The organism is Bacillus cereus group sp. BfR-BA-01524 (assembly GCF_022662595.1).
Taxonomy (GTDB): domain Bacteria; phylum Bacillota; class Bacilli; order Bacillales; family Bacillaceae_G; genus Bacillus_A; species Bacillus_A thuringiensis_S.
Window position 1 is genome coordinate 1 of sequence record NZ_JAKUDW010000089.1, and the last position, 21,451, is coordinate 21,451.

Below are 21,451 nucleotides of genomic sequence, written 5' to 3' on the forward strand. Positions count from 1 at the left end.
TTTATACTTTAGTATTTCATCTGCCCCACTTACTGATGCAGCAACTTGAGGCTTACTTTTATTAACTAAGATACTCTCAATATACTCTTTAATTTCTTCGGCCATTTTTTGTTCTCTTTTTGTAAACATAACTGTATTTTCATCTGTAGCTGCAGCCATAACTCCTCTTTTACTTTCTTGGCTACCCATGAAAATAAATTGTATGTAACCATTTGTGAAGAAATTGGCTTTTTTAATTTGAATACCAGTCATATTGTTGATATCAATAGTTTTTTCACCATCTAATCCATGGTTTAAAAAATTCAGAGCACCTTTTCGCTTCAGACGAATAAAGTTACCCTCTATTTTTACTATTGTTTTCCCTGCCCCTTTAAACTCAAATATTCTATCCAATCTCTCCACCCCTATAATCTTATAATGTATTACTTAAATATTATAACTCTGATTCTTTATTTACAAAATATAGATTTTATCAACATTTCTCAATGTGTGAAACAACTAAACATGGTAAAATAATATTTGGATTGGCGTCCAATACATATTATTAAAAGTAAAGTGGTTCAAGTCGGAGGAAGGCACCTTAGGGTGTCTTTTCTTTATGAAAAAAGACGCATAGAGCGTCTTAAATTATTTTTTGCTATATTTTTCTTTCATATTATCCATTTCCGCTTTAAAACAATTAGAACAAATATTTTTATATTCTCCTACCCAAGGTTTTACTGGATACTCTACTGTGGCCTCGAATTCACCACAATCTTTACAAGTTTCATTTTCGGTAAGTTTACCGTTAGTGCCTATAATAGCCATAGCTATAAGCTCACTGTCATACGTTATACATTCACAAGTCTTATTTGTAATAGTATATTCCGTCTCACGGAAACCAGGTTCTCCAACTCTTTCTTTTTCAATAGTTATGTATCCTTCTTTGCAAATCGGACATGAATAATTATTACTCATTTTTATTCCCCCTCTATAATTATTTAATTTAATAATAGAATAACATATGAATCTCTAATCATTTTATATTTAAAAGTTAATTTTATAATCTGTTTTCCCACAAATAACAGTAATAAAATAAAATAACATCTAAATAATTTCACGTACTATATCAAATGTGTAAAACCAAATTCGACAATAAGGGGTAGCACGCACATTTTAACGATTTTATACTCTAAGGGATTCTCAAAACTCAATAACACAATTTGAATTGAGATTAAATGCTTTGCTTAGAGTAGTAAAATCAACGTTTTTTGATGTCGAAATTGCTTAGCGTATATTTTCGTTAAAATGTTGGCGGTACCCCATTGCCATCAACCTAAGAAAACAGTTCACCCCCAGAACGATAAATAAGCTTTTTCGTTACAAGAAATCCTAAAAATTTCGTTATGGGGGTGTAATAAAACTTTAGGTTGATGGGCATGTGGCGGTACCCCTTTTTGGTGCGAAATCTGTTGATAGATTTTGCACTTTTTTATTTAATGTTTAATAGGATCAGAATGATATAGTGCCCCTATTTCTTGTAAACTCCTTTTCTCCATACCCACTCAATAGGACCATAACGGAAATATTTACTCCAAATCTTGCTGAATATAATTTGTACAAAAATAATTAAAAGCCCAAAGATACATAGTTGCCAGTAATATACGTGTGAGACATCTTTAAAGCACCACGAAAGAATGACAAGCGTAAGTATGCTTTGAGTGATGTAATTCGTTAAAGCATACTGGCCAACGTTCATAAAGGGCTGCAGCCACTCTATATATTTTTTATTCTCACAAACTCGAAGTAGGGTAAAAATATAGAATATAGCTAGCGTTTTCCCTCCAAATAGAATCCATAGTTGTATATCCTGAGAGTAATAGACATTTGTTTTTATAAAGTAGTAGATAATAGGATAAGAGAGAAGACATGAAATACATAACGAACTCCACTGTAAAAATCTAATTTGCTGTATTAATTCTGGTACTCTTTTAAAAATATTTTTCTTGCCAGCCCATAAACCGATTAAAAATAACCCTATATATTCCGGAATTCCTATTAGTAGTTGCTGAAATTCCTGGGTCATTAGAAAGAAAAGACGTGCTTTTACTTGATGTGAATAATGTGTAAATAGATTTACCGTGTGATTGGTAGTGTTGCCTGTAAACATATATTGATAGTAGTTTGGCGCTTCTGGAATAGAAGAACTTGTTCGTAAAAATACGATAATATGTAATACATAACTAACTAGTAGGAAGCTACAACCAGCTATAAAAATAAGCTTAGTAGATCGCTTATAAAAGAATAATAGAATAAATCCAGCTAAAGCATACGCATGTAAAATATCTCCGTACCATAGAAAGGTGAAGTGGAGTAAACCGAAGACTAGTAAGATACACAGTCTCCGTATAAATAGTCTATACATGGGATATCCTTTTGCTTCTGTATTTTTCATAAAGATGTAAAATCCTACTCCAAATAAGAATGCGAAAATAGTATAGAACTTTGATTGAATAAATAAATCTACTAAAAAGCGAATTACTTTATCTATACCAATATAACCCGCTTGATTAAAGGGATCTAGTCCCGTCATAGTGGGTAGATTCGCAAACAGGATACATAGTATGGCTATACCTCTTATTATGTCTAAAGAATGAATACGGGCGTTTTGTTGCATGTTAATTCTCCTTTCTTACAAAGAAAAACGAGCACTATACTAGCTAGCGCTCGAATTACGTCTTGCAAAGAATCCATCATAGGTAGCAGCTGAAACGGCTCCTTCTAGACGTTCAACTTCTTCACCTCTGTTATAAGCTACAACAACTGGAGTACCTGGAATGTCGAACTCTTGAAAGGCACTTTGATTTTCTGGTGTAGAGATATCAATACGATAAATGGTTCTATCATGCTTTTTTGACATACGATTGATATCCGGTGCAGCTTTTTTACAAAAATGACAGGTTGGTTGATAGTAATACGCAATGAACTCTTCATGGGATTGTATTTTTTGCTTTAATTCTTCTTTGGAAATATCTTTTATATTTTCAGATGATCCTTTTACATCTGCAGCAGATACAATTGTTTTTTCTGGTGTTATAGTTTCTGTTTTGACTGATTCATTCTTAGTTAAAGTAAAGATCGCGATACATGCAACGCATAAAGTTGTGATAACTGCTCCAATTTTGTAGACTTTTTTCATAGTAAATTCCTCCTTAAAGTAAAAAAAAGGACAAACCTCGCCCGAGTTAACAGGGCGTAAGGTTTGTCCTTCACGCTACGTACAATAGAGTATAAACAATGGAAACAAATTTTCTATCTCTATAATACCATAAAATTTATATAGAATGCTATAAGAATTTTAAAAGAAAAACAAAGGAACACTTAATCATAAAATTTCATGTACCAGATTACATATTAAAAACAATAAACAGCACAACAAGGGGATTCTCTGTAGTGTATCCAACTGATAGGGACACTATCCTCCTCCAATAAGCATAAAATCATTCAACAAACACAGCTCAAAAAGTGTGTACTTATGAAGTGTGTCTTAAGTACATTTTGATATATATATGGAGGACTCTTAGTATTAGGTAGTAATGCACGCTGTGTTTGAAATTCATAGCTTTAATGTATTACATCTTCAATTATAAAAAAATTGATTTATCTAATAGATTGAATGTTCGTTAAATCTATTAAGGTGGAGTATAATGATAAAATGAAATTAAATAACTTGTAAAAATATAGGAGGAAGTATTTTGATTATTAAAGTTGTATATTTTGATGAATCTTCTGCTGCGGACTTTTTGCAAATGTATTATGGTGGGTCCCTTGTTGTTACTGATGAGGGAACAGGTAAATATAGTATCGGTTTTAAAGGGAAAGCATCAGGAGAAATAGGGGCAAGTACAAGTTTTTTATCTTTGCTCAAAGCTAAAATTTCTATGTCAGCAAGTGGTGAAATGGCAAATTCTAAGGATAGCCTATTAAAAACAACAATTACAAATACAATATTAACAGATTTCGTGAATCTTTCTGGAGAGGAGAGTGAGAAAAATATAGTAATTTTTAATGGGTATAAAGTGATGGTACCAAATGAGTCTATTACTTTTGCAAAGATGTATACACCTTTTATTAAAATGTTAAAAGAAGGTTCGAAATTCACTGAGGGATTAGCAGATTATAATTATTTAGAACTTGATGAAATACTGCAGCATGCAAAGGGCTATTATGAGCTATTAGCTACTAATGGGGAAAGAAAAGTCATTTTTCGTTTTAATATTAATACTCTTAAAAACGGCTATAAATTGACAGATTTACCAAAAATGAACCTTACATACTATGGGATAGAAGTGGGGGCTTGTAGAGAAGAGGATTTATTATTTGAAAATGAATTCTCTATGAATAAAAGTGAATCTCGTGAAACAGTTTCAATCGAAGAAATATATAGTGGGTTAAAAAATGAAGAGCCAGATTCATTGAAGATTTATGATATTGTTTTAGCCGGAATAGCAGGGGTGAAAGAATGAACTTTGTGATTTATAAGGGACCGACAGAAGAATTTAAAAAGATTATTCCAGGCGATAATGCTATCTCACTTACTCCTGTAGTAAGAAAAATGGATTTGTTTCATAAAATGAATGATGTAAAGGAAGAAGAATATTATAAAACGCTTACAGTATTTACGGATGAATATTCTGGGGTAGCCGATCATTTTATAGAAGGCTTTGTCATTCATATATTGCATTATGCAACATATTATCAGTTTGAAGAAGTGTATTTACATAATCCTCCTACAAAAATTATTGAGCAATTAAATAATCCGCATTTAGGGATTTCTGTGGAGGAAATTGAATTTGAACATCCTAAATTAACAATTGAATCATTAAAAAAAATAAAAGCTGCATTTAGTGAGACAGTATTTGGACAAGAGGATGTAAAAAATAAATTATTACAAACTCTTTATCCATTAACTAATGAAGGATCCCATAAGCCAGTAGTCATTATGTTATATGGTCCTTCTGGTGTTGGGAAAACAGAAACTGCTAAATTATTAAATAAAGAGCTTTATGGCGAGAGGGAATTATTTCGAAAGCAACTTTCGATGTTTCACAACGACAGTTTTGCTTCTTATGTTTTTGGGGATAAAACTAATTCATTATCTAAAGATCTAATAGATCGACAAACAAATGTATTATTATTGGATGAGTTTGATAAGGTATCTCCAATTGTTTATAGTGCTTTTTATCAAATGTTTGATGAGGGAGAGTTTACGGATAAATATTATAATGTTAAATTGAAAAACTCAATTATTATTTGTACATCTAACTTTAATAGTGAAAGCGAGATAGAGGAGCGAGTAGGTAGTGCTATTTTTTCAAGGTTTGATTATCTTATTAAATATGCTCCTTTGTCTATCGAGGCAAAAAAGCAACTTATAAAAGTTGTCTATGAAAAAGAGATATCAAAGTTTAACACAGAAGACAGAAAACTATTAGAAGAGGAAAATATGATTGTGAAAATGGAAGAATTTGTTGATGTTTTCAAAAATGCAAGAGATATACAAAAACAAATGAAACATTTGCTAGCTTATCCGTTGGTCCAGAGACTATGAATCAAATCATTAGTTAAATTTCGTATATCTATGAGAAAAACAGTGTTTCAATCCTGTCTTTTCTCATAAATATACTTTTGTTAACCGGTGGTCACAACTTAAAGTAATTAAAATAACTACGGCGTATTACCATATGTTTAACGGTACTTTTTTAAAATCCTTTCTCCTTTAACTTTTTAAATGCACAAAGTCACTATTCTTAGGTTATTTCTTCCTTATATCATTGAAATTAAGTTCGCTCTTCTCTTCTTATTTTTCTACCTAAATTCACGCTAGGTTTAATTGTAAAAATATCAGTATATTTAAGTTCAATTAATTCTTTTAATCCTAAATAAGTTTTGTAGGTTGTAAAGAATAATAAATATGTCGGTCTTGCAAGTATTCGTGATTGATAAATAACATGAAATACATATCTAGGAACATCTTTTTTAAATCGGTTTTTATTTTCTAATTGGTTTAATTGACTATAAATATCTTTTAAGGGTTCGTATTCTGGGTAATGGCTCCAAGCAAGATTGCTCTTTCGTTCTTCCGCACGTATCAAAAAATCTAATGCTTCTGATCTATGTTCAATCATTTTACATTCAAATAATTTTTCATTAAGTTGCAATTTTTTACTTGAATACAAAATAGTTATTTCGCCTTGCTTCTTTTCTTTAACACATACTTCGAAGGCTGGGATTTTTAAATCTAGATAATCGTATGTATACTCTTTACTCTTTTTATTCTTATAGAAAATTTCTAAAGCTACTTCTTGTCCTTTTTCTTTCCCATTCTCAATAATGAGAATAACGTCTGGTCTAATTTGTTTACCATTTTTTAAAGTATATGTTTTTTCAATCTGACTTGAGCGTATAACGACTTTCTTTGTCTTAGTAATAAGCTCTGTGCCATATGCTTTAGTTTCTAAAGCATAGTACGGTAAGTTAATCTCTTTTAATTGAGAATAATATATTTTCCAGTACTTATGAATGATACTTTCACCATTTCCAGTTTTGCTTACTTTACAATTAGTATCATTTCTATGAGAAAAATGTTTTCGGTTAATCGTACCATGTTTTATGACAAGCTCTTCATTACATTCCTCACAATAATATTTTAAATTTTTATCTTTTTTAGCATCATCTATATGAATAGGTGTTTCTAAATCAGCCGATAATGCATAAGTAATTAAAACGCTCATCAGTTAACACTCCTTAAAAACTGTAAATACTTATACAGCTTAATCCCTCTATATCTCATAGCCAACTAATCTCCTTACCTATTTATCTCAGTTTAAAACAATTCTATAGATCATTACAATACTTTCGAAAGTTCTGGTGCAAAGATAAAATGAAAGCCAATAAAATGCATATAGGGGTAGCACCACATGTCGATCAAGTTAAGATATAACAATATTCCCAGAACAAATTTTTCTACATGTTAATCTTTTCTACGATAACCCGTTCTTATTGGGGTAAGACAACGATTCGTTCTTTTTCGGACCACTTGTAAAAAACTTTGAAATATATGATAAAACAATAATTTTAGAGTAATTATATTTGACGTCTTCAAGAACGTTTTCTTTAAATATGTTCCATAAACAAATCGTGTTAAATTCATCCCGAAAAGTTATGGAATTCTAGTTCTGTTAACTTAAAATGGCAAGTGGTCCCTAAAAAGTGTACCTTTTGGGATCATATTAAATAACTTTCTCAATACCATCTCTATAAAAATCCCTAAATTTGGTAGATTACTATTATTTTCGATGATAATATTTAGATATAAGAAGAATGTTTAGGAGGATGGTTATGTTTAAGAAAGTTATTATTGGTACATTAGTAACTGGATTTATGTTATTTGGGACAGGGAATGTGTTTGCAGCAGAGTCAAGTTCTTTGTTAAAACAAAATTCTATTCATCAAGATAAAACAGAGATTTTCACTAAGCACAAAGTAAGCAATGTATCTAAGGTAAGTGAAAATAAAAATCTATATTATCAATTCGAAAATCTAGAAAGAGGTGAAAGTATTATTACCAAAAATACTTTCACTATAAATTCAAAACAGAATGTGAACCTTACATTAGTTCAATGGACAGATTTGTTTTCTACAGCTCCTACTATGAAATATCAAATTATTGATTCTAACGAAAATAACATTGGTGATCCAGTTGAATTAAAAGGTGAGTATAAAAGTGAGAATATAACTATAGGTTTTAAAAATATCCCTGCCGGTACTTATAAGATTAAAATTACTAATGTTAGTGGTGGTTATATGGCCCACGGTAATGGATACACTGTAAATTAAAATATTATTTTGTATTGAGATAATGAAAGGAATAAATAAAGAACCCTTTGTTGGAGGGTTCTTTATTTTGTTTGATTGTTATTTACAAGCAATGAATTTGGAGTGAAAACGATAAAAGTAACAAATCTATTTGTTACTTTTCACTTGAATTCTACATAAAATTTTGTGTCTATAATTCCAAAAGCAACTTTACATGGAAACGGATTTTTTTCTACTGAAGCAGCACGCATACAAGAAAGTACCCAATGTTCTAGTTCTAAAGGTAAACGATATGTTTGAATACTACCATCATTGTTTTTTACTGTTACAATCGGTGCATTTACCCTGGTTGTAGCAAAACCCTCTGTTGTTATCATTGCTGCTGCATCATTAACATGAAAACCTGTGCTAAAAACTTCGTAAATCATGCCGTTTTTCTCATTAATAATCATAGGTATATTTAGAAAGGGATAGTTATTAATATTATTATGAATAACTGCTCCTGCTGCGTTCTTTCTTATCTGATTCCCTTGCATTTTTAAACTCCTTTAAATGGTCTAAACTTGATAACGTCAATTTATTCTATTTAACATCTATTATATTAGAGAATTGCAGTTTCATCTTGTCATAAAAAGCATCCGTACATATAACAGCGCTATTTGAAGGGTCAATATCAACAACGGTCATATAACTAGTGAGTAAATAACCATCCTCATAATATGTAATCATTATTTCTTCTTCAGATACTAAGGAACATAATAGCATGTTTTCGATTCGTTCTTTTTCCTCAATTGTTAAGATCGGACGGGTTACTTTGTTTTGTTCCTTAATCATTTCACGTATCCCATCAAATTGAGATGTTAATGCAGCAAACGGAGTCCACTTGACCATTTTTCTTCCTTTTGGCATATTAGCGTTATTCATGATTTGTGTCCCCCTATTAGTGTATTTCTGTATCTAGCTGTGGCGCTATGCGTGTAGGAAATTCCCCGCAATATACTGTTCTTCCCAAACCTTGTGCGTATTTCATCCATTACTTTTGTTAATTTTACTTCTTGTTCTCGCTGCGTTATGTTATCAAATAGAGAAATTTGTTCTTCTCCTTCTTGAAGGAGGTTTGTTAAGGATATGTTTATGCTGCGAATGGGTTCTCCAGTATATTGTTGATGTAAAAAGTATGTACAGATCTTATAAATATCCATTGTTAGGTTAGTTGGACGACTTAAAGTATGTGTTTTTCTAATACCACCGTTATAAGTCTTGCTATAACCGACTGAAAAATGAACGGTTTGAGCAAGCTTATTTTGTCTTCTAAGCCGATAACAAACTTCTTCAATATGTTCCAGTAGAATAATCGGAAATTCCTCTATTGTGTAATCGCGCATGAGTATTTGGCTTTTCCCAACAGAAGTTGTGGCAGGAACATATTTTTCTGAAATACGACTAAAGTCAATTCCGTAGCTATGTAAGTGTAATTCTTCTCCAATCTTACCGAAGCTCTGTTTTAAGTATTTAAGAGGGTAATTGGCTAAATCTCCTATAGAATGTATTCCTTTTCGATTCAACTTTTCTTCCGTTTTGTACGAAATGCCCCAAAATGTATTAAGCGGTCGTATGCTCCATAATTTTGTTGGGACATCTTCATATTTCCAATAAGCGATGCCGTTTTGATTCTTCTTTGCTTCAATATCTAAAGCTACTTTGCTCATTAAAGGGTTAGGGCCAATCCCTATTGTGCATTCGATTCGTGTTTTCGCATATATTTCACTTTTAAAATTCAATGCGAATTCATAGGGATCGTTAGCAAACAAATGAATACTATCCGTAATATCCATGAAGAACTCGTCGATGGAATATTGGTGAAAATCCTCAATAGGAACGTACTGCAAAGCTAACTTTGTTATGTAATTAGAGCATTTAATGTATGTTCCCATAATCGGATTTACAACAAGAATGTCTTTTCTGCGAGGAATCTCGTATAATCTGGCCATCTTTTTTACACCCAATGCTTTTAATGGTGGAGTGGCAGCTAGAACGATTGAACCGTTTCTATTTACATCACCGACTACTGCCAATTTTGTATACATAGGATCTAAACCCATTTTGATGCAACTTACAGAAGCGTAAAAGCTACGTAAATCAACACATAAGATGATTCTATTCGGTAAGATAGAATAGTCATACACTGTTATTCCTCCCTAAATTAAAAGAACGTTCGTTCTTATTATATACGAACTTATGTTCTTTTATAAAGAGTTTTTGTTTAAAAATAATTTTTCACATAAAGAAAAGACACTCTTATACGAGTGTCTTTCAGATATTTTGCTTGTGGGAACGGCAATTCTAACACCTATCTAAAGTATCTTAAAAGGAAAAATGTCTTCTTTTAGAATTATTATCACTTTCTCATGCTTGTAAATTAACGTAAATGTCTCTTTACTCTAATTTGTGAAAATATATTGCCGGAATACAGTCTCTATTTGTTAGGAATTAATAACGTAATAATTGTTTCAACTTTTGGATTACTAATACTATAGTAGATTTCTAGGCCTTTTCGATTTCCTTTTAAAATTTTCCCTTTCATTTTACAGATGTGTTGGGAAACAGTTGATTGTGGAAGATTTAAAATGTTAGTTATTTGCATTCCGTTTAGCATTTTATGCTTATGGAGTTCATAAATTATTTTTAAACGCATAGGATGTCCCATTATTTTTAAAAGCTCACCATTTTTTTCAAAATCCATGCATTCTATTTTAGGGTTTGTAATGATTATCATAGTAATTCCTCTTCCTTTATTCTTTACCTTAATTTTATTTTTTATGTATATATATGAATTTATAGCTTAAAATTGTATTATTTTGAACAAATTACTTGAGACACGAATTAATATTAGAAAAAATTTACTTGCTATATTTAATAGGAGAAAAAGTTTATGCACAGAACAAATATATTGAAAATAATATCAGTTAACTCTCTGTCACCTATATTCTCTCACAATACCCGATTTTGTAACCCAATAAAAACTTCCTTTGTTAAGTGAAAAAATCCAAATTATTTGATTAAGATTATCCCTCCTAAAAGAAGGAAGGCTCATAATAATAAATTTAGATTTTTCTTTATTATAATTTCTAACAACCTAAAAAAGGTTGTGTATTCTTTAGTTGTTTAGGAATACGTGGTGGTACATTTGGAGAAATTTAGTTTTTTTGGAACGTGAAAGATATGATGTAAAAAAGAATAGTCAAGGATGAAGGTAATAAACAGAGTTTGATGTTGTATTTCTTAAACAGTTAATAAAGGTGATTAAACATGATGGTATGAAAATGATTTTGTAAAGTAGGTTGGAATCGATAATAAGAAAGAGGAATCACAAGTGCAGATCTAGTTTCTTATCAAATATAGTTTCAATGCCAACAACAATATAACGCTACGATAGAAGAATTTATTAAGGTGCAGCAAGTAAAACTATTAGAAATAGCAAAGAGACTCAGTGATCGTATAGATAATAAATAATTGAAGAAGGTATGAAAAAGAAAAATAAATTGATTTACCTTTTCTTCATCTGCTAGATTGGTCAATCCTCCTTATTTTACATCTTGATAATTTTAAGAATAACAGCAAAGTATTTAGATATTACTGCAAATGGAGTCCCTTTCACCATACTTCTTCCTTTTTGCATCGTTATTCATGATATATGTCTCCCTATTAGTGTGTCTATATCTCACAGTAGCACTATGCTGGTAGGGAATTCTACGAAAAATACTGTTCTCCCCAAATTTTGTGGGTATTTCACCCATTCCTTTTGTTAACTTAATTTCTGGTAAATATATAGTAATAAGGATCTCAATTTATTAGAGCTGGAATCTTAATTATGAACCGGTTTTTGTTTTAAAATATCCACCACAAAAAGTTGAAACATAATGAGATTAAAAGGATAAATCACATTCTATACAAAAAATAAATCCTTTGCTATCTATCGCAGTTCGTTATTGTGCTTCTTTGAATCAGAATTTAAATAGCATTTTATTTTTTGTAAAAAACTTCTTTTGTTAGCGGAATTTTTTTAGATGTTTTATTGAAATTATTTTGATTAAAATAATTTCAGGCAAATAACAATCAATGAGAAATGAGTTTTTTCAGTATAATATGCAAATATTAAAAATAGAAAGTCATTTCTTCATTATCGTTAATCAACTATTAATAGATCTAAATTTAAAGGGGGGAATTTAAGTTAAGGAATAAACAGACTTTTATATTAATAAGTGAAGTCTGTACGACTGTATCATTATCAATTTTTATATTAGGAATAATTAATTTTTATGCAACATCTATTTATTTATTTGCAAAAAGAGATTCAGAGAAGTTCTGTGAAATGGATCAGAGTGATGTTAATTTTCTTTATATTAACCTATAGGAATTTACGAAGATCCGAATGAAACTCTCTCAATAGTAGTTGAAGGAAACAAGTCGATTCAAGTTTATAGGGAACTTATGGATACGATAAAAAAACACCTGAAAGCTATACATTAAGATTTGGATAACATAATATTACTTCTTCAAATGTAGGTATCTTATATTTTTATAATCCATACAAATTAGAAAAAGTGACTGTTAATGTTATTAATGGGGGCAGCATTTCCCTTTATTTATATTAAAAAACCATAAAATATCTGATTAAAATCAAATATTTTTATCAGAAAGAATTGAAAAGCAGGAAGGGATTAATACAAATGATCTTCATAATAGGTATATGTACAGTGTTTTTAATTATTTATGGTATATGGGAACAACGTTGCCATCAGAAAAGGCTTAATTCCATTCCTATTCGAGTAAATGTAAATGGAATTCGAGGTAAATCTACTGTTACAAGACTAATTACAGGTGTTGTACAAGAAGCGAAATATAAGACTGTAGGGAAAACAACTGGTACATCTGCTAGAATGATATATTGGTTTACTGACGAGGAACAACCGATTAAGCGCCGTAAAGAAGGTCCTAATGTCGGTGAGCAACGTAGGGTAGTTAAAGAAGTTGCTGATTTAGAAGCAGAAGCACTTATTTGTGAATGTATGGCAGTTCAACCCGATTATCAAATTATCTTCCAAAATAAAATGATTCAAGCAAATGTTGGAGTTATTGTAAATGTTTTAGAAGATCATATGGATGTTATGGGACCTACACTTGACGAAGTAGCTGAAGCTTTCACTGCTACCATTCCATATAATGGACATTTAGTCACTATTGAAAGTGAATACTTGGATTACTTTAAAAAGGTTGCAGAAGAGAGAAATACAAAAGTGATTGTTGCTGATAATTCTAGAATCTCAGAAGAATTCTTACGCAAATTTGATTACATGGTCTTCCCAGATAATGCATCGCTTGCTTTAGCGGTAGCAGAGGCTCTTGGAATTGATGAGAAAATAGCATTCCGTGGTATGTTGAATGCTCATCCGGACCCAGGAGCAATGAGAATTACCCGTTTTGCTGACCAATCTAAACCTGCATTCTTTGTAAATGGTTTTGCAGCGAATGATCCCTCATCAACATTACGTATTTGGGAACGTGTGGATGATTTTGGGTATAGTAATCTAGCTCCAATTGTGATTATGAATTGCCGCCCTGACCGCGTTGATCGTACTGAACAGTTTGCTAGGGATGTTTTACCGTATATTAAAGCAGAAATAGTCATTGCGATTGGAGAGACGACAGCACCCATTACAAATGCTTTTGAAAAAGGAGATATTCCAACGCAAGAGTATTGGAACTTAGAGGGTTGGTCAACAAGTGAAATTATGGCTCGAATGCGTCCGCATTTAAAAGATCGGATTGTATATGGAGTAGGTAATATTCATGGTGCAGCTGAGCCATTAATCGATATGATCATGGAAGAAAAAATCGGCAAAAAGCAAGCGAAAGCGATTTAAGTGGAGGGACAGGAATGTTTGGATCAGATTTATATATTGCATTAGTATTAGGGGTTACACTAAGCCTTATTTTTACAGAAAAAACAGGTGTTTTACCTGCAGGTCTAGTTGTACCTGGTTATTTAGCGCTCGTTTTTAATCAGCCCGTATTTATGTTACTTGTATTATTTATCAGTATTTTAACATATGTAATCGTTACGTATGGCGTTTCAAGATTTATGATTTTATATGGTCGTAGAAAATTTGCAGCGATGCTGATTACAGGTATTTGTTTAAAACTTTTATTTGATTATTGCTATCCAGTTATGCCATTTGAGATTTTTGAATTTCGTGGTATTGGAGTTATTGTTCCAGGGTTAATTGCAAATACAATTCAAAGACAAGGGTTACCATTAACTATTGGGACTACAATTTTGTTAAGTGGCGCAACATTTGCAATCATGAATATTTATTACTTATTTTAAGGTGAGGTAGAATGAGACGAAAATTGGCATTTCAAGAAAAGTTACTGATATTTATTAAGAAAACGAAGAAAAAAAATCCCCTTTATGTAACAATCGTATTACCACTTATTGCAGTTATATTAATAGCTGCTACATGGGTTCAACGTACAGAAGCAATAGAACCGGTAAAACCTCATGAGAAAGAAAAATTGACGATGACAATGGTTGGCGACATTATGATGGGACGTCATGTAAAAGAGATTGTTGAGCGTTACGGTACAGATTATGTTTTTCGTCATGTTTCTTCATATTTAAAAAACTCGGATTACGTAAGTGGTAATTTCGAGCATCCTGTTTTGTTAGAAGATAAAAAGAATTATCAAAAAGCAAATAAGAATATTCACTTAGGTGCAAAAGAAGAAACAGTTAAGGCAGTAAAAGAAGCCGGATTTACAATATTAAATTTAGCGAATAACCATATGACGGATTATGGTGTTAAGGGAACTATAGATACAATAAAGGCTTTTAAAGCAGCTGACCTTGACTATGTGGGTGCTGGTGAAAATTTAAAAGATGTAAAAAATATTGTGTATCAAAATATAAATGGTGTCAGGGTTGCTACTCTTGGATTTACAGATGCATTTGTGGCTGGGGCTATTGCAACGAAAGAACAACCAGGTGCGTTAAGTATGAATCCAGATGTACTATTTCAACAAATTAGTAAAGCGAAGGATCCTAAAAAAGGTAATGCAGATCTAGTTGTAGTAAATACACACTGGGGAGAAGAATACGATAATAAACCGAGTCCTAGACAGGAAGCCTTAGCAAAAGCAATGGTTGATGCAGGGGCGGACATTATTGTGGGACATCATCCGCATGTACTTCAATCTTTTGATGTGTATAAGCAGGGGATTATCTTCTATAGTTTAGGTAACTTTGTTTTTGACCAAGGATGGACAAGAACAAAAGATAGTGCACTTGTACAATATCATTTACGTGATAATGGTACTGCAATTCTTGATGTTGTACCTTTAAATATTCAAGAGGGATCACCAAAACCAGTTACTAGTACATTGGGTAAAGAACTTGTGTATCGTCAATTAACAAAGGATACATCCAAGGGAGTTCTATGGAGCAAAAAAGATGATAATTTGGAAATCATTCTAGATCATAAACATGTTATTGAAAAAATGAAAAAGAGGGAAGAGCAAGGAAAAGAGAATCAAGCATCAGAGGAGACAACAACTTGAAGTCCTTTAGGTGGGGAAAGAAGATCATTATTTCCTTTTTGATAATCAGCTTAATGGGGTGTATCGTGGCATCTTGTTCTTTCAATAAAATAAAAGGCTGTACTAAGCAACAAATTGATAGTATAGGCGATAAAGGAGCTTATGGCGTGAGCGCTTCTCATCCCCTTGCTGTTGAGGAAGGTATGAAAGTATTAAAGAACGGCGGAAGTGCAGTAGATGCAGCGATTGTGGTCTCATATGTTTTAGGCGTTGTAGAACTGTATGCCTCAGGAATAGGTGGGGGCGGTGGAATGCTCATCATATCTAAAGATAAAAAAACCTTTATTGATTATCGTGAAACAACGCCCTACTTTACAGGTAATCAAAATCCAAGCATTGGAGTGCCTGGATTTGTGGCTGGAATGGAGTATATTCATGAAAATTATGGTTCATTACCGATGAGTGAGTTATTACAACCGGCTATTAATTATGCGAAAAAAGGGTTCCAGGTAAATGATTCCTTAATGACACGATTAGACCTTGAGAAGCCGCGTATATATTCTGATAAGCTAAGTATCTTCTATCCGAATGGTGAACCTATCGAAACTGGAGAAACGCTTATCCAGACAGATTTAGCGAGAACCTTAAAGAAGATTCAAAAAGAAGGGGCTAAAGGATTTTATGAAGGAGAAGTTGCTAGGGCAATCAGTAAAACTGCAAAAATATCGTTAGAAGATATAGAAGGTTATAAGGTAAAGGTACGTAAACCAGTAAAAGGTAACTACATGGGATATGATGTTTATACAGCACCACCACCTTTTTCAGGAGTTACTTTATTGCAAATGTTGAAATTAGCTGAAGAGAAAGAAGTATATAAAGACGTAGAGCATACAGCTACTTATATCTCTAAAATGGAAGAGATTACAAGGGTTGCCTATCAAGATAGAAAGAAAAACATTGGAGATCCAAAGTACGTTAAAATGGATCCAAATAAAATGGTGAGTGACAAATATATATCAATAATAAAGAATGAGAATGGCGAGGCACTTTCGGAAGAAGAGCATGAAAGCACCACACATTTTGTTATCATTGATAGAAGCGGAACCATTGTCTCTGCAACTAATACATTAAGTAATTTCTTTGGAACAGGAAAGTACACAGAGGGGTTCTTCTTGAATAATCAATTGCAGAACTTTGGAAGTGATGGAATTAATAGTTATGAACCTGGTAAATTTTCAAGGACTTTTATGGCCCCCACTGTATTAAAAAATGGAGAGGAAACAATTGGAATTGGTTCACCAGGCGGTAACCGTATTCCACAAATTTTAACTCCAATATTGGATAAATATACGAATGGTAAGGGTATCCTGCAAGACATTGTCAATGAATACCGTTTTGCTTTTGGAAAAAATACAGCTTATATAGAAATGCAACTAAGTCCAGAATTGAAAAATGAGTTATCTAGAAAAGGATTGAATGCAAAGCAGAAAGTTTCCCCTACGTTTTTTGGTGGGGTGCAGGCCTTAATTAAAGATGAGAGAGATAATGTTATCGCAGGCGCTGGAGATGAAAGAAGAAATGGAACTTGGAAATCAAATAAATAGGAGGTAATGGACAAATGGCTAAAAGCGTATTTGGATGGATTATGCCAATTTTAATTGTAGGTGCATTACTTGTAACAATGGGGACTTTTAAACGTTCGCAAACATTAACGACAGATGAGCAGAAGAAGATTAATGATTATCAACAGACTAACCTTAAATATATAAAGTGATTTAGATCTTTCCATATCTTTTTTAATTAAATCACTTGTAAATTCTAATTTAATAAACTTAAAAGGGTATCTCTTATTATATATGAGAACCCTTTTAAACTTTTCTCAATAATTTTCTTTTACACTTAACTTTTCTTTTGTTTAATATAAAGGAGTAAAAATGAATTTTCTTTTCGCGAATTGCTCGATCACGTAGACGTTTCTGTTTTTGTTTCTCGATACATCTATAAACTACAATACGATTAGGCAGTTTGTCTTTACCCCCAACATGTACATCATGTAATTCATGCACTTGGCCAGGCTGCAATTGTTTCATCATGTCTTCCAAATGAAATTGTTTATATCCCAGCGAGTTTGGTTTTAAATACCACTGTTTAAAATTCTTTTCTATATATTTTAGTTGGTAACTTAAGACGTGAAAAATAATATCCCTGTTTATCTTGAATAGGCTTAAAATCTTATAGACTAAAACATCCTAAATCACGAATATACAGTTCATTCTTTTGTGCTAAGCCTGTTCGAGTCGCACTATATACCTGATCACTTCGTTTTCCTGGTTCAATTTCCACATCAGAAAATTTCCTACTCAATAAGTCTTACTCAGTTGGATTTTCACACCAACTGTATGACTACACACTCCGGCATCAGGATAAGTAGTTGCGAATCAATCTAGAACTTGGAAGGTTGTAGAAACAAGGACGAGAATCTGCTCCAAAATCTCCACCTTTTCCGCTATGCTTTACCCCTGTCGTAACCTCACACCCAAAAGCAATAGATATTTTGTCCTTTAGTAACTGAAAAATATTAAGTGTTCTATATTATCTATTTAGTTATAATAAATTGTGTATTATTAATATTTCGTAAACCATTGATAAATTAGTGGAGGTATTTTAATGTATTTAAAATCAAAAATAACAGGTTCTTTTATTCTGAGTTTAAGTATACTTCTTAGTGGAACATTATTTGGACAATCTACAGCTTTTGCAGATGAAAAAGATACAAATCAGATTAGACAAAAAAATTCTCAAAATTTGATCAATTACTCTAATAAGTTAGGTTTAACCAAAGAATATAAAAATACTCAATATGGTTTCACTTTACAAATTCCTGATGATTGGATAAAAAATGTACATATAAGTCAAAATCAATATGATGAAAAGGCAAAAGATACAATTAGTTTTATTGCTAATATTAAAGGGAAAGAATATCCCATTTGTAGTATTTTAATTTTTGATAATAATTCAGAAGCTATCGATTATGTAAAGTCTGGACCATTATACAAATTAGATACAGATGATAAATCAATTTATGCGTATATTAGTGCAAATGAAGTACCTCCAGAATATTATGAAGGTGAACATCAAGAAGAATTCAAAGAAATTTATGATTCAATTCAAAGTGAAGTATTAAACGTAATGAATAGTTATAAGTTGCATTCGTAAAATAATCTGATTAGTCAACGGCTAGCGGACAACCGTAAGGGAGGGGCATTAAGGAGTTGACTAAATAACACCCCCAACCCCTCAAAAAATGAGGGATTGGGGGTGCTATTTTTTCTTTTAATACTTTAATATTGTTGTAATTTATATTTGCCAAAAAGCGTATTGTTTTCTACTTTGCTTAATAGAATTGTTCCGTTAAAACCAACATATTTTTTGTTATTATGTAAGCATTAGCTATACCTACTTTTGCAACATAAATAAAATTATGTTCTTCAAGATATTTAATAGTTTTATATATTGTTGTTCTACCTTTTTTGAATTCTTCACTTAAAAGTTACTGAGAAGCCATTACTAGGGGGTGTTATAAAATGCCTATCATCTTAAGTATTTTATAACACCCTAAAACGAAAAGTTTCAACCAACTTTAGCTTGCATATACACCTTAACAGTGGTTAGCCAAATATTTTCATTATGGTCCAGTGGAATGAATTTATCGATGTCTTACTTATTGGAAAGTAATGCCAACGAAGGGATTATCGAAAAGTTAAATGTATTTGTTTTTTAAAATAATTATTTTAAGGATAATTAGAGGAAACTATATGTGTTTCTATTAGGAATGTTAGCTAAAAAACGAAGCATATTGTGATAGTAAAAAAACTTCTTAATCAAAGGAAGTTTTTTTTAGGTTGTTAAAAAAGCTTATAAATTATAATAAAAATTGGAAACATTACTGACTCTTCTCCGGAATAGCTTGCATAGGTAGAAAAAACTCTTGTTTAAGAACGAATACATTTAAGTATGGTTGCATTTAAGTTATGGTATGTATTATTTACTATAATTGCGAAAAATTAAATTAATAATATGAAGTGAAAATTATGAAGCTAAAGTGAAAAATAAATGTTCAAACAATAATATCTGTTACCGCACCTAACGCGAATTTTTCCAATGAGATATTATTGAAGGAAGTTTCTCATGAAGGACTAGAAAAACGGACTAAAAAAGAGCTTTATTTTTAAATGGTACAGAGAAGCCGCTAACAGTTTTGGGAAAAGATTAGAAAGAAATTTAATTCACCTCTACATATAGTGGCTAGAAAAGTATATGTATAAAAATAATTTAGATTCTTATAAGCAAGGGATATTGGTATATGGAAAAAGATATAAAAAGACAAATTCAAATTTTAGAAATAATTACAAGCGAAAAAAAGTGGTTTACAACTATTGAAATTTCTAAAATTTTAAGATGTTGTAACAAAACGATTATGAAGGATATCTCATTTATTAAAGATTTTTTACCTGAAGACTGGCATATAAAAACAAAAAAGGGTAAAGGAGTTAGAATTTATTTGCCCTATAATAAACATAGAAATGAGATTACTTCCTTACTTTTTAGGGAATCTTTAACTTTCCGGATATTACAACATTTATTTGAGGGAGAAACAAAAACAATTGTTACCTTAGCAGAAAGATTGTATATACAAGTCCCATCTATTCTACCTGCATTAAAAAGAGTAGAAAATTATCTTAAAAACTTTGGTTTGAAGCTTAGTAAAAAACCTCTTAGACTTGAGGGGGATGAAGTTCAAATCATGATAATGTATTTTGATCTGTATTTAAAATCTTATAATGATATAGAGTGGCCATTTAAAGGATTGAAAAAAGAAGTTATATTTCAATACCTTGGAACTCTTGAAGAATCGTTAGGGATCTCATTACATATGGTTTCTAAAACGCATATATCTTTTTTTATAGCAATCTTATTAAAACGAAAGCAACAGGGATACAAAGTTCAATTAAATAGAAAATTTTTCTACTTTAATACAGAAACTCCCTATTATACAAAAATAGAGGACATATCCAAGCAACTAGAAAGTGAATTTGGTGTTAGCTTAACAGTACAAGATAAGATATTGTTAACAATTAGTATTAAGAGTGCTAAATATGTTTATAAAGATATAAATAAAGAGAAAGAGGAGAGTGTTCAATATTTTAAGCAAGGAAATTTATCAGTTTATGAGTTAGTTAAAGATTTTATCAGTTCATTAGAAGAAAAATTAAAAGTAGATCTAATAAATGATGAAGAATTTATTTTTGCATTAGTCGACTATTTTAAAAGAACAGTATATCATTTACAATACCTATGTATGTTTGAAAGACCGCAAAAACAAACTATACAGTATATGCAAACTGAATATCCAGAAACCTTCTCAGCAGTAAAGGAAGTATATACAGAATGTGTCAAAAAAAATGAGATAGCAGACTATGTACCTGTTGAAGAAATTGCAAAAGTTACTATGTATATAGAGGTAAGTAGGCTTCGTTATACTAGTAATTATAAAAGGGTATTACTTGTCACAGGAGAAAGTGAAAGTTGGGCAGAGTATCTAGCTGCTACTTTGACAAAAAGGTTTGGTGATAAAATACAAATTTCAACTGTTTTTTGTGCTAAAAAGAGTGATCATGATTTAAGTGCTGACTTTATTATTTCAACAATACCTCTTGATTTAGACTCCACTCCTATTATATGCATTAATTCTATCCCTACAGAACGCGATTACACCAATATACAGTATTATTTAGATCTATAAGATGACTAGGATTAATAATATAGAAAAAGCCTAGAGGAAAAGATCATTTTACAAAAATATAAATCTTATGATGCTTGTGTAATAACTGGTGATATTTCAAAAAAAATATTTCATTGGCTAATGGTCAAATTGTTCTTAGTCCTGAAGGCGCTGAACTTTTAGTTAAGGAAATTCAGCAGCAATTAGTTAAATAAG

Annotated in this window: 19 protein-coding genes and 2 pseudogenes; 11 read left to right on the top strand and 10 right to left on the bottom strand. The window is 31.4% G+C overall.

What is annotated here, in order from left to right:
* The 4 genes from MR170_RS23915 to MR170_RS23930 all read right to left on the bottom strand — a co-directional run.
* Positions 1 to 393: DUF4429 domain-containing protein (locus MR170_RS23915; protein ID WP_242309590.1), on the bottom strand; the 393-nt coding region annotated here is incomplete at its 3' end.
* A 234-nt stretch (positions 394 to 627) separates the two neighbouring features.
* Positions 628 to 957, bottom strand: coding sequence for a hypothetical protein (locus tag MR170_RS23920; RefSeq protein WP_097919708.1), 330 nt, complete (start codon positions 955 to 957; stop codon positions 628 to 630).
* Positions 958 to 1,510: 553 nt separating this feature from the next.
* The gene (locus MR170_RS23925; protein WP_242309592.1) at positions 1,511 to 2,656 is read right to left on the bottom strand and encodes a DUF418 domain-containing protein; all 1,146 of its coding nucleotides are present in this window, start codon (positions 2,654 to 2,656) and stop codon (positions 1,511 to 1,513) included.
* Positions 2,657 to 2,695: 39 nt separating this feature from the next.
* Entirely contained in the window at positions 2,696 to 3,178 is a 483-nt protein-coding gene (locus tag MR170_RS23930) for a thioredoxin family protein (RefSeq protein ID WP_242309594.1), read from the bottom strand.
* Between the two features lie 556 nt (positions 3,179 to 3,734).
* Between MR170_RS23930 and MR170_RS23935 the strand changes: the two genes are divergently transcribed.
* Both MR170_RS23935 and MR170_RS23940 read left to right on the top strand, forming a co-directional pair.
* Positions 3,735 to 4,505 (top strand): DUF6414 family protein, encoded by a 771-nt coding sequence (locus MR170_RS23935; protein WP_242309596.1) that lies wholly within the window; start codon positions 3,735 to 3,737, stop codon positions 4,503 to 4,505.
* A complete protein-coding gene (locus tag MR170_RS23940; RefSeq protein WP_242309598.1) occupies positions 4,502 to 5,590 on the top strand; it encodes an AAA family ATPase in 1,089 nt (362 codons plus the stop codon). The genes MR170_RS23935 and MR170_RS23940 overlap by 4 nt, the downstream gene beginning before the upstream one ends.
* A gap of 229 nt (positions 5,591 to 5,819) precedes the next feature.
* Here MR170_RS23940 and MR170_RS23945 read toward each other — a convergent pair whose 3' ends face one another.
* Positions 5,820 to 6,773, bottom strand: coding sequence for a competence protein CoiA family protein (locus MR170_RS23945; RefSeq protein WP_242309600.1), 954 nt, complete (start codon positions 6,771 to 6,773; stop codon positions 5,820 to 5,822).
* A gap of 607 nt (positions 6,774 to 7,380) precedes the next feature.
* Here MR170_RS23945 and MR170_RS23950 point away from each other — a divergent pair.
* Positions 7,381 to 7,878 carry a hypothetical protein gene (locus MR170_RS23950; RefSeq protein ID WP_097920847.1) on the top strand — a complete coding sequence of 166 codons (498 nt, stop codon included), beginning with the start codon at positions 7,381 to 7,383 and terminating at the stop codon, positions 7,876 to 7,878.
* Positions 7,879 to 8,018: 140 nt separating this feature from the next.
* Here MR170_RS23950 and MR170_RS23955 read toward each other — a convergent pair whose 3' ends face one another.
* The 4 genes from MR170_RS23955 to pagR all read right to left on the bottom strand — a co-directional run bounded on the left by MR170_RS23955 (position 8,019) and on the right by pagR (position 10,633).
* Positions 8,019 to 8,393 carry a hypothetical protein gene (locus MR170_RS23955; RefSeq protein ID WP_242309602.1) on the bottom strand — a complete coding sequence of 125 codons (375 nt, stop codon included), beginning with the start codon at positions 8,391 to 8,393 and terminating at the stop codon, positions 8,019 to 8,021.
* 46 nt (positions 8,394 to 8,439) lie between these two features.
* A complete protein-coding gene (locus tag MR170_RS23960) occupies positions 8,440 to 8,781 on the bottom strand; it encodes a YolD-like family protein (protein ID WP_242309604.1) in 342 nt (113 codons plus the stop codon).
* Complete coding sequence (locus tag MR170_RS23965) at positions 8,778 to 10,043, bottom strand: Y-family DNA polymerase (protein WP_242309606.1); 1,266 nt, start codon at positions 10,041 to 10,043, stop codon at positions 8,778 to 8,780. The genes MR170_RS23960 and MR170_RS23965 overlap by 4 nt, the downstream gene beginning before the upstream one ends.
* 290 nt (positions 10,044 to 10,333) lie before the next feature.
* Complete coding sequence (pagR, locus tag MR170_RS23970) at positions 10,334 to 10,633, bottom strand: transcriptional repressor PagR (protein ID WP_071735468.1); 300 nt, start codon at positions 10,631 to 10,633, stop codon at positions 10,334 to 10,336.
* Positions 10,634 to 12,587: 1,954 nt separating this feature from the next.
* Here pagR and pgsB point away from each other — a divergent pair.
* From pgsB to capE, 5 genes are read left to right on the top strand one after another with little or no spacing between them, the layout of a single operon-like run.
* Positions 12,588 to 13,781, top strand: coding sequence for a poly-gamma-glutamate synthase PgsB (gene pgsB, locus MR170_RS23975; protein WP_242309608.1), 1,194 nt, complete (start codon positions 12,588 to 12,590; stop codon positions 13,779 to 13,781).
* Between the two features lie 14 nt (positions 13,782 to 13,795).
* A complete protein-coding gene (gene capC / locus MR170_RS23980; RefSeq protein ID WP_242309610.1) occupies positions 13,796 to 14,245 on the top strand; it encodes a capsular polyglutamate amide ligase/translocase CapC in 450 nt (149 codons plus the stop codon).
* An 11-nt stretch (positions 14,246 to 14,256) separates the two neighbouring features.
* Positions 14,257 to 15,474, top strand: a complete 1,218-nt coding sequence (gene capA / locus MR170_RS23985; RefSeq protein WP_242309612.1) for a capsular polyglutamate synthetase CapA — start codon at positions 14,257 to 14,259, stop codon at positions 15,472 to 15,474.
* Entirely contained in the window at positions 15,471 to 17,057 is a 1,587-nt protein-coding gene (capD, locus tag MR170_RS23990) for a capsule biosynthesis gamma-glutamyltransferase CapD (protein WP_242309615.1), read from the top strand. The genes capA and capD overlap by 4 nt, the downstream gene beginning before the upstream one ends.
* 14 nt (positions 17,058 to 17,071) lie before the next feature.
* Positions 17,072 to 17,227 (top strand): capsule biosynthesis protein CapE, encoded by a 156-nt coding sequence (gene capE / locus MR170_RS23995; RefSeq protein WP_001996091.1) that lies wholly within the window; start codon positions 17,072 to 17,074, stop codon positions 17,225 to 17,227.
* 166 nt (positions 17,228 to 17,393) lie between these two features.
* On the opposite strand, the pseudogene MR170_RS24000 reads toward capE, so the two are convergent.
* A pseudogene (locus tag MR170_RS24000) lies at positions 17,394 to 17,939 on the bottom strand (transposase); the annotation flags it as partial.
* Positions 17,940 to 18,120: 181 nt separating this feature from the next.
* Here MR170_RS24000 and MR170_RS24005 point away from each other — a divergent pair.
* From MR170_RS24005 to MR170_RS24015, 3 genes and pseudogenes are all read left to right on the top strand, one after another.
* Positions 18,121 to 18,669 carry a hypothetical protein gene (locus MR170_RS24005; RefSeq protein ID WP_242309617.1) on the top strand — a complete coding sequence of 183 codons (549 nt, stop codon included), beginning with the start codon at positions 18,121 to 18,123 and terminating at the stop codon, positions 18,667 to 18,669.
* A 1,147-nt stretch (positions 18,670 to 19,816) separates the two neighbouring features.
* On the top strand, positions 19,817 to 21,256 hold the full coding sequence (gene acpB / locus MR170_RS24010) for a capsule synthesis positive regulator AcpB (protein WP_242309619.1): 1,440 nt from the start codon (positions 19,817 to 19,819) through the stop codon (positions 21,254 to 21,256).
* Between the two features lie 36 nt (positions 21,257 to 21,292).
* A pseudogene (locus MR170_RS24015) lies at positions 21,293 to 21,450 on the top strand (AbrB/MazE/SpoVT family DNA-binding domain-containing protein); the annotation flags it as partial.
* Position 21,451: the final 1 nt, after the last annotated feature.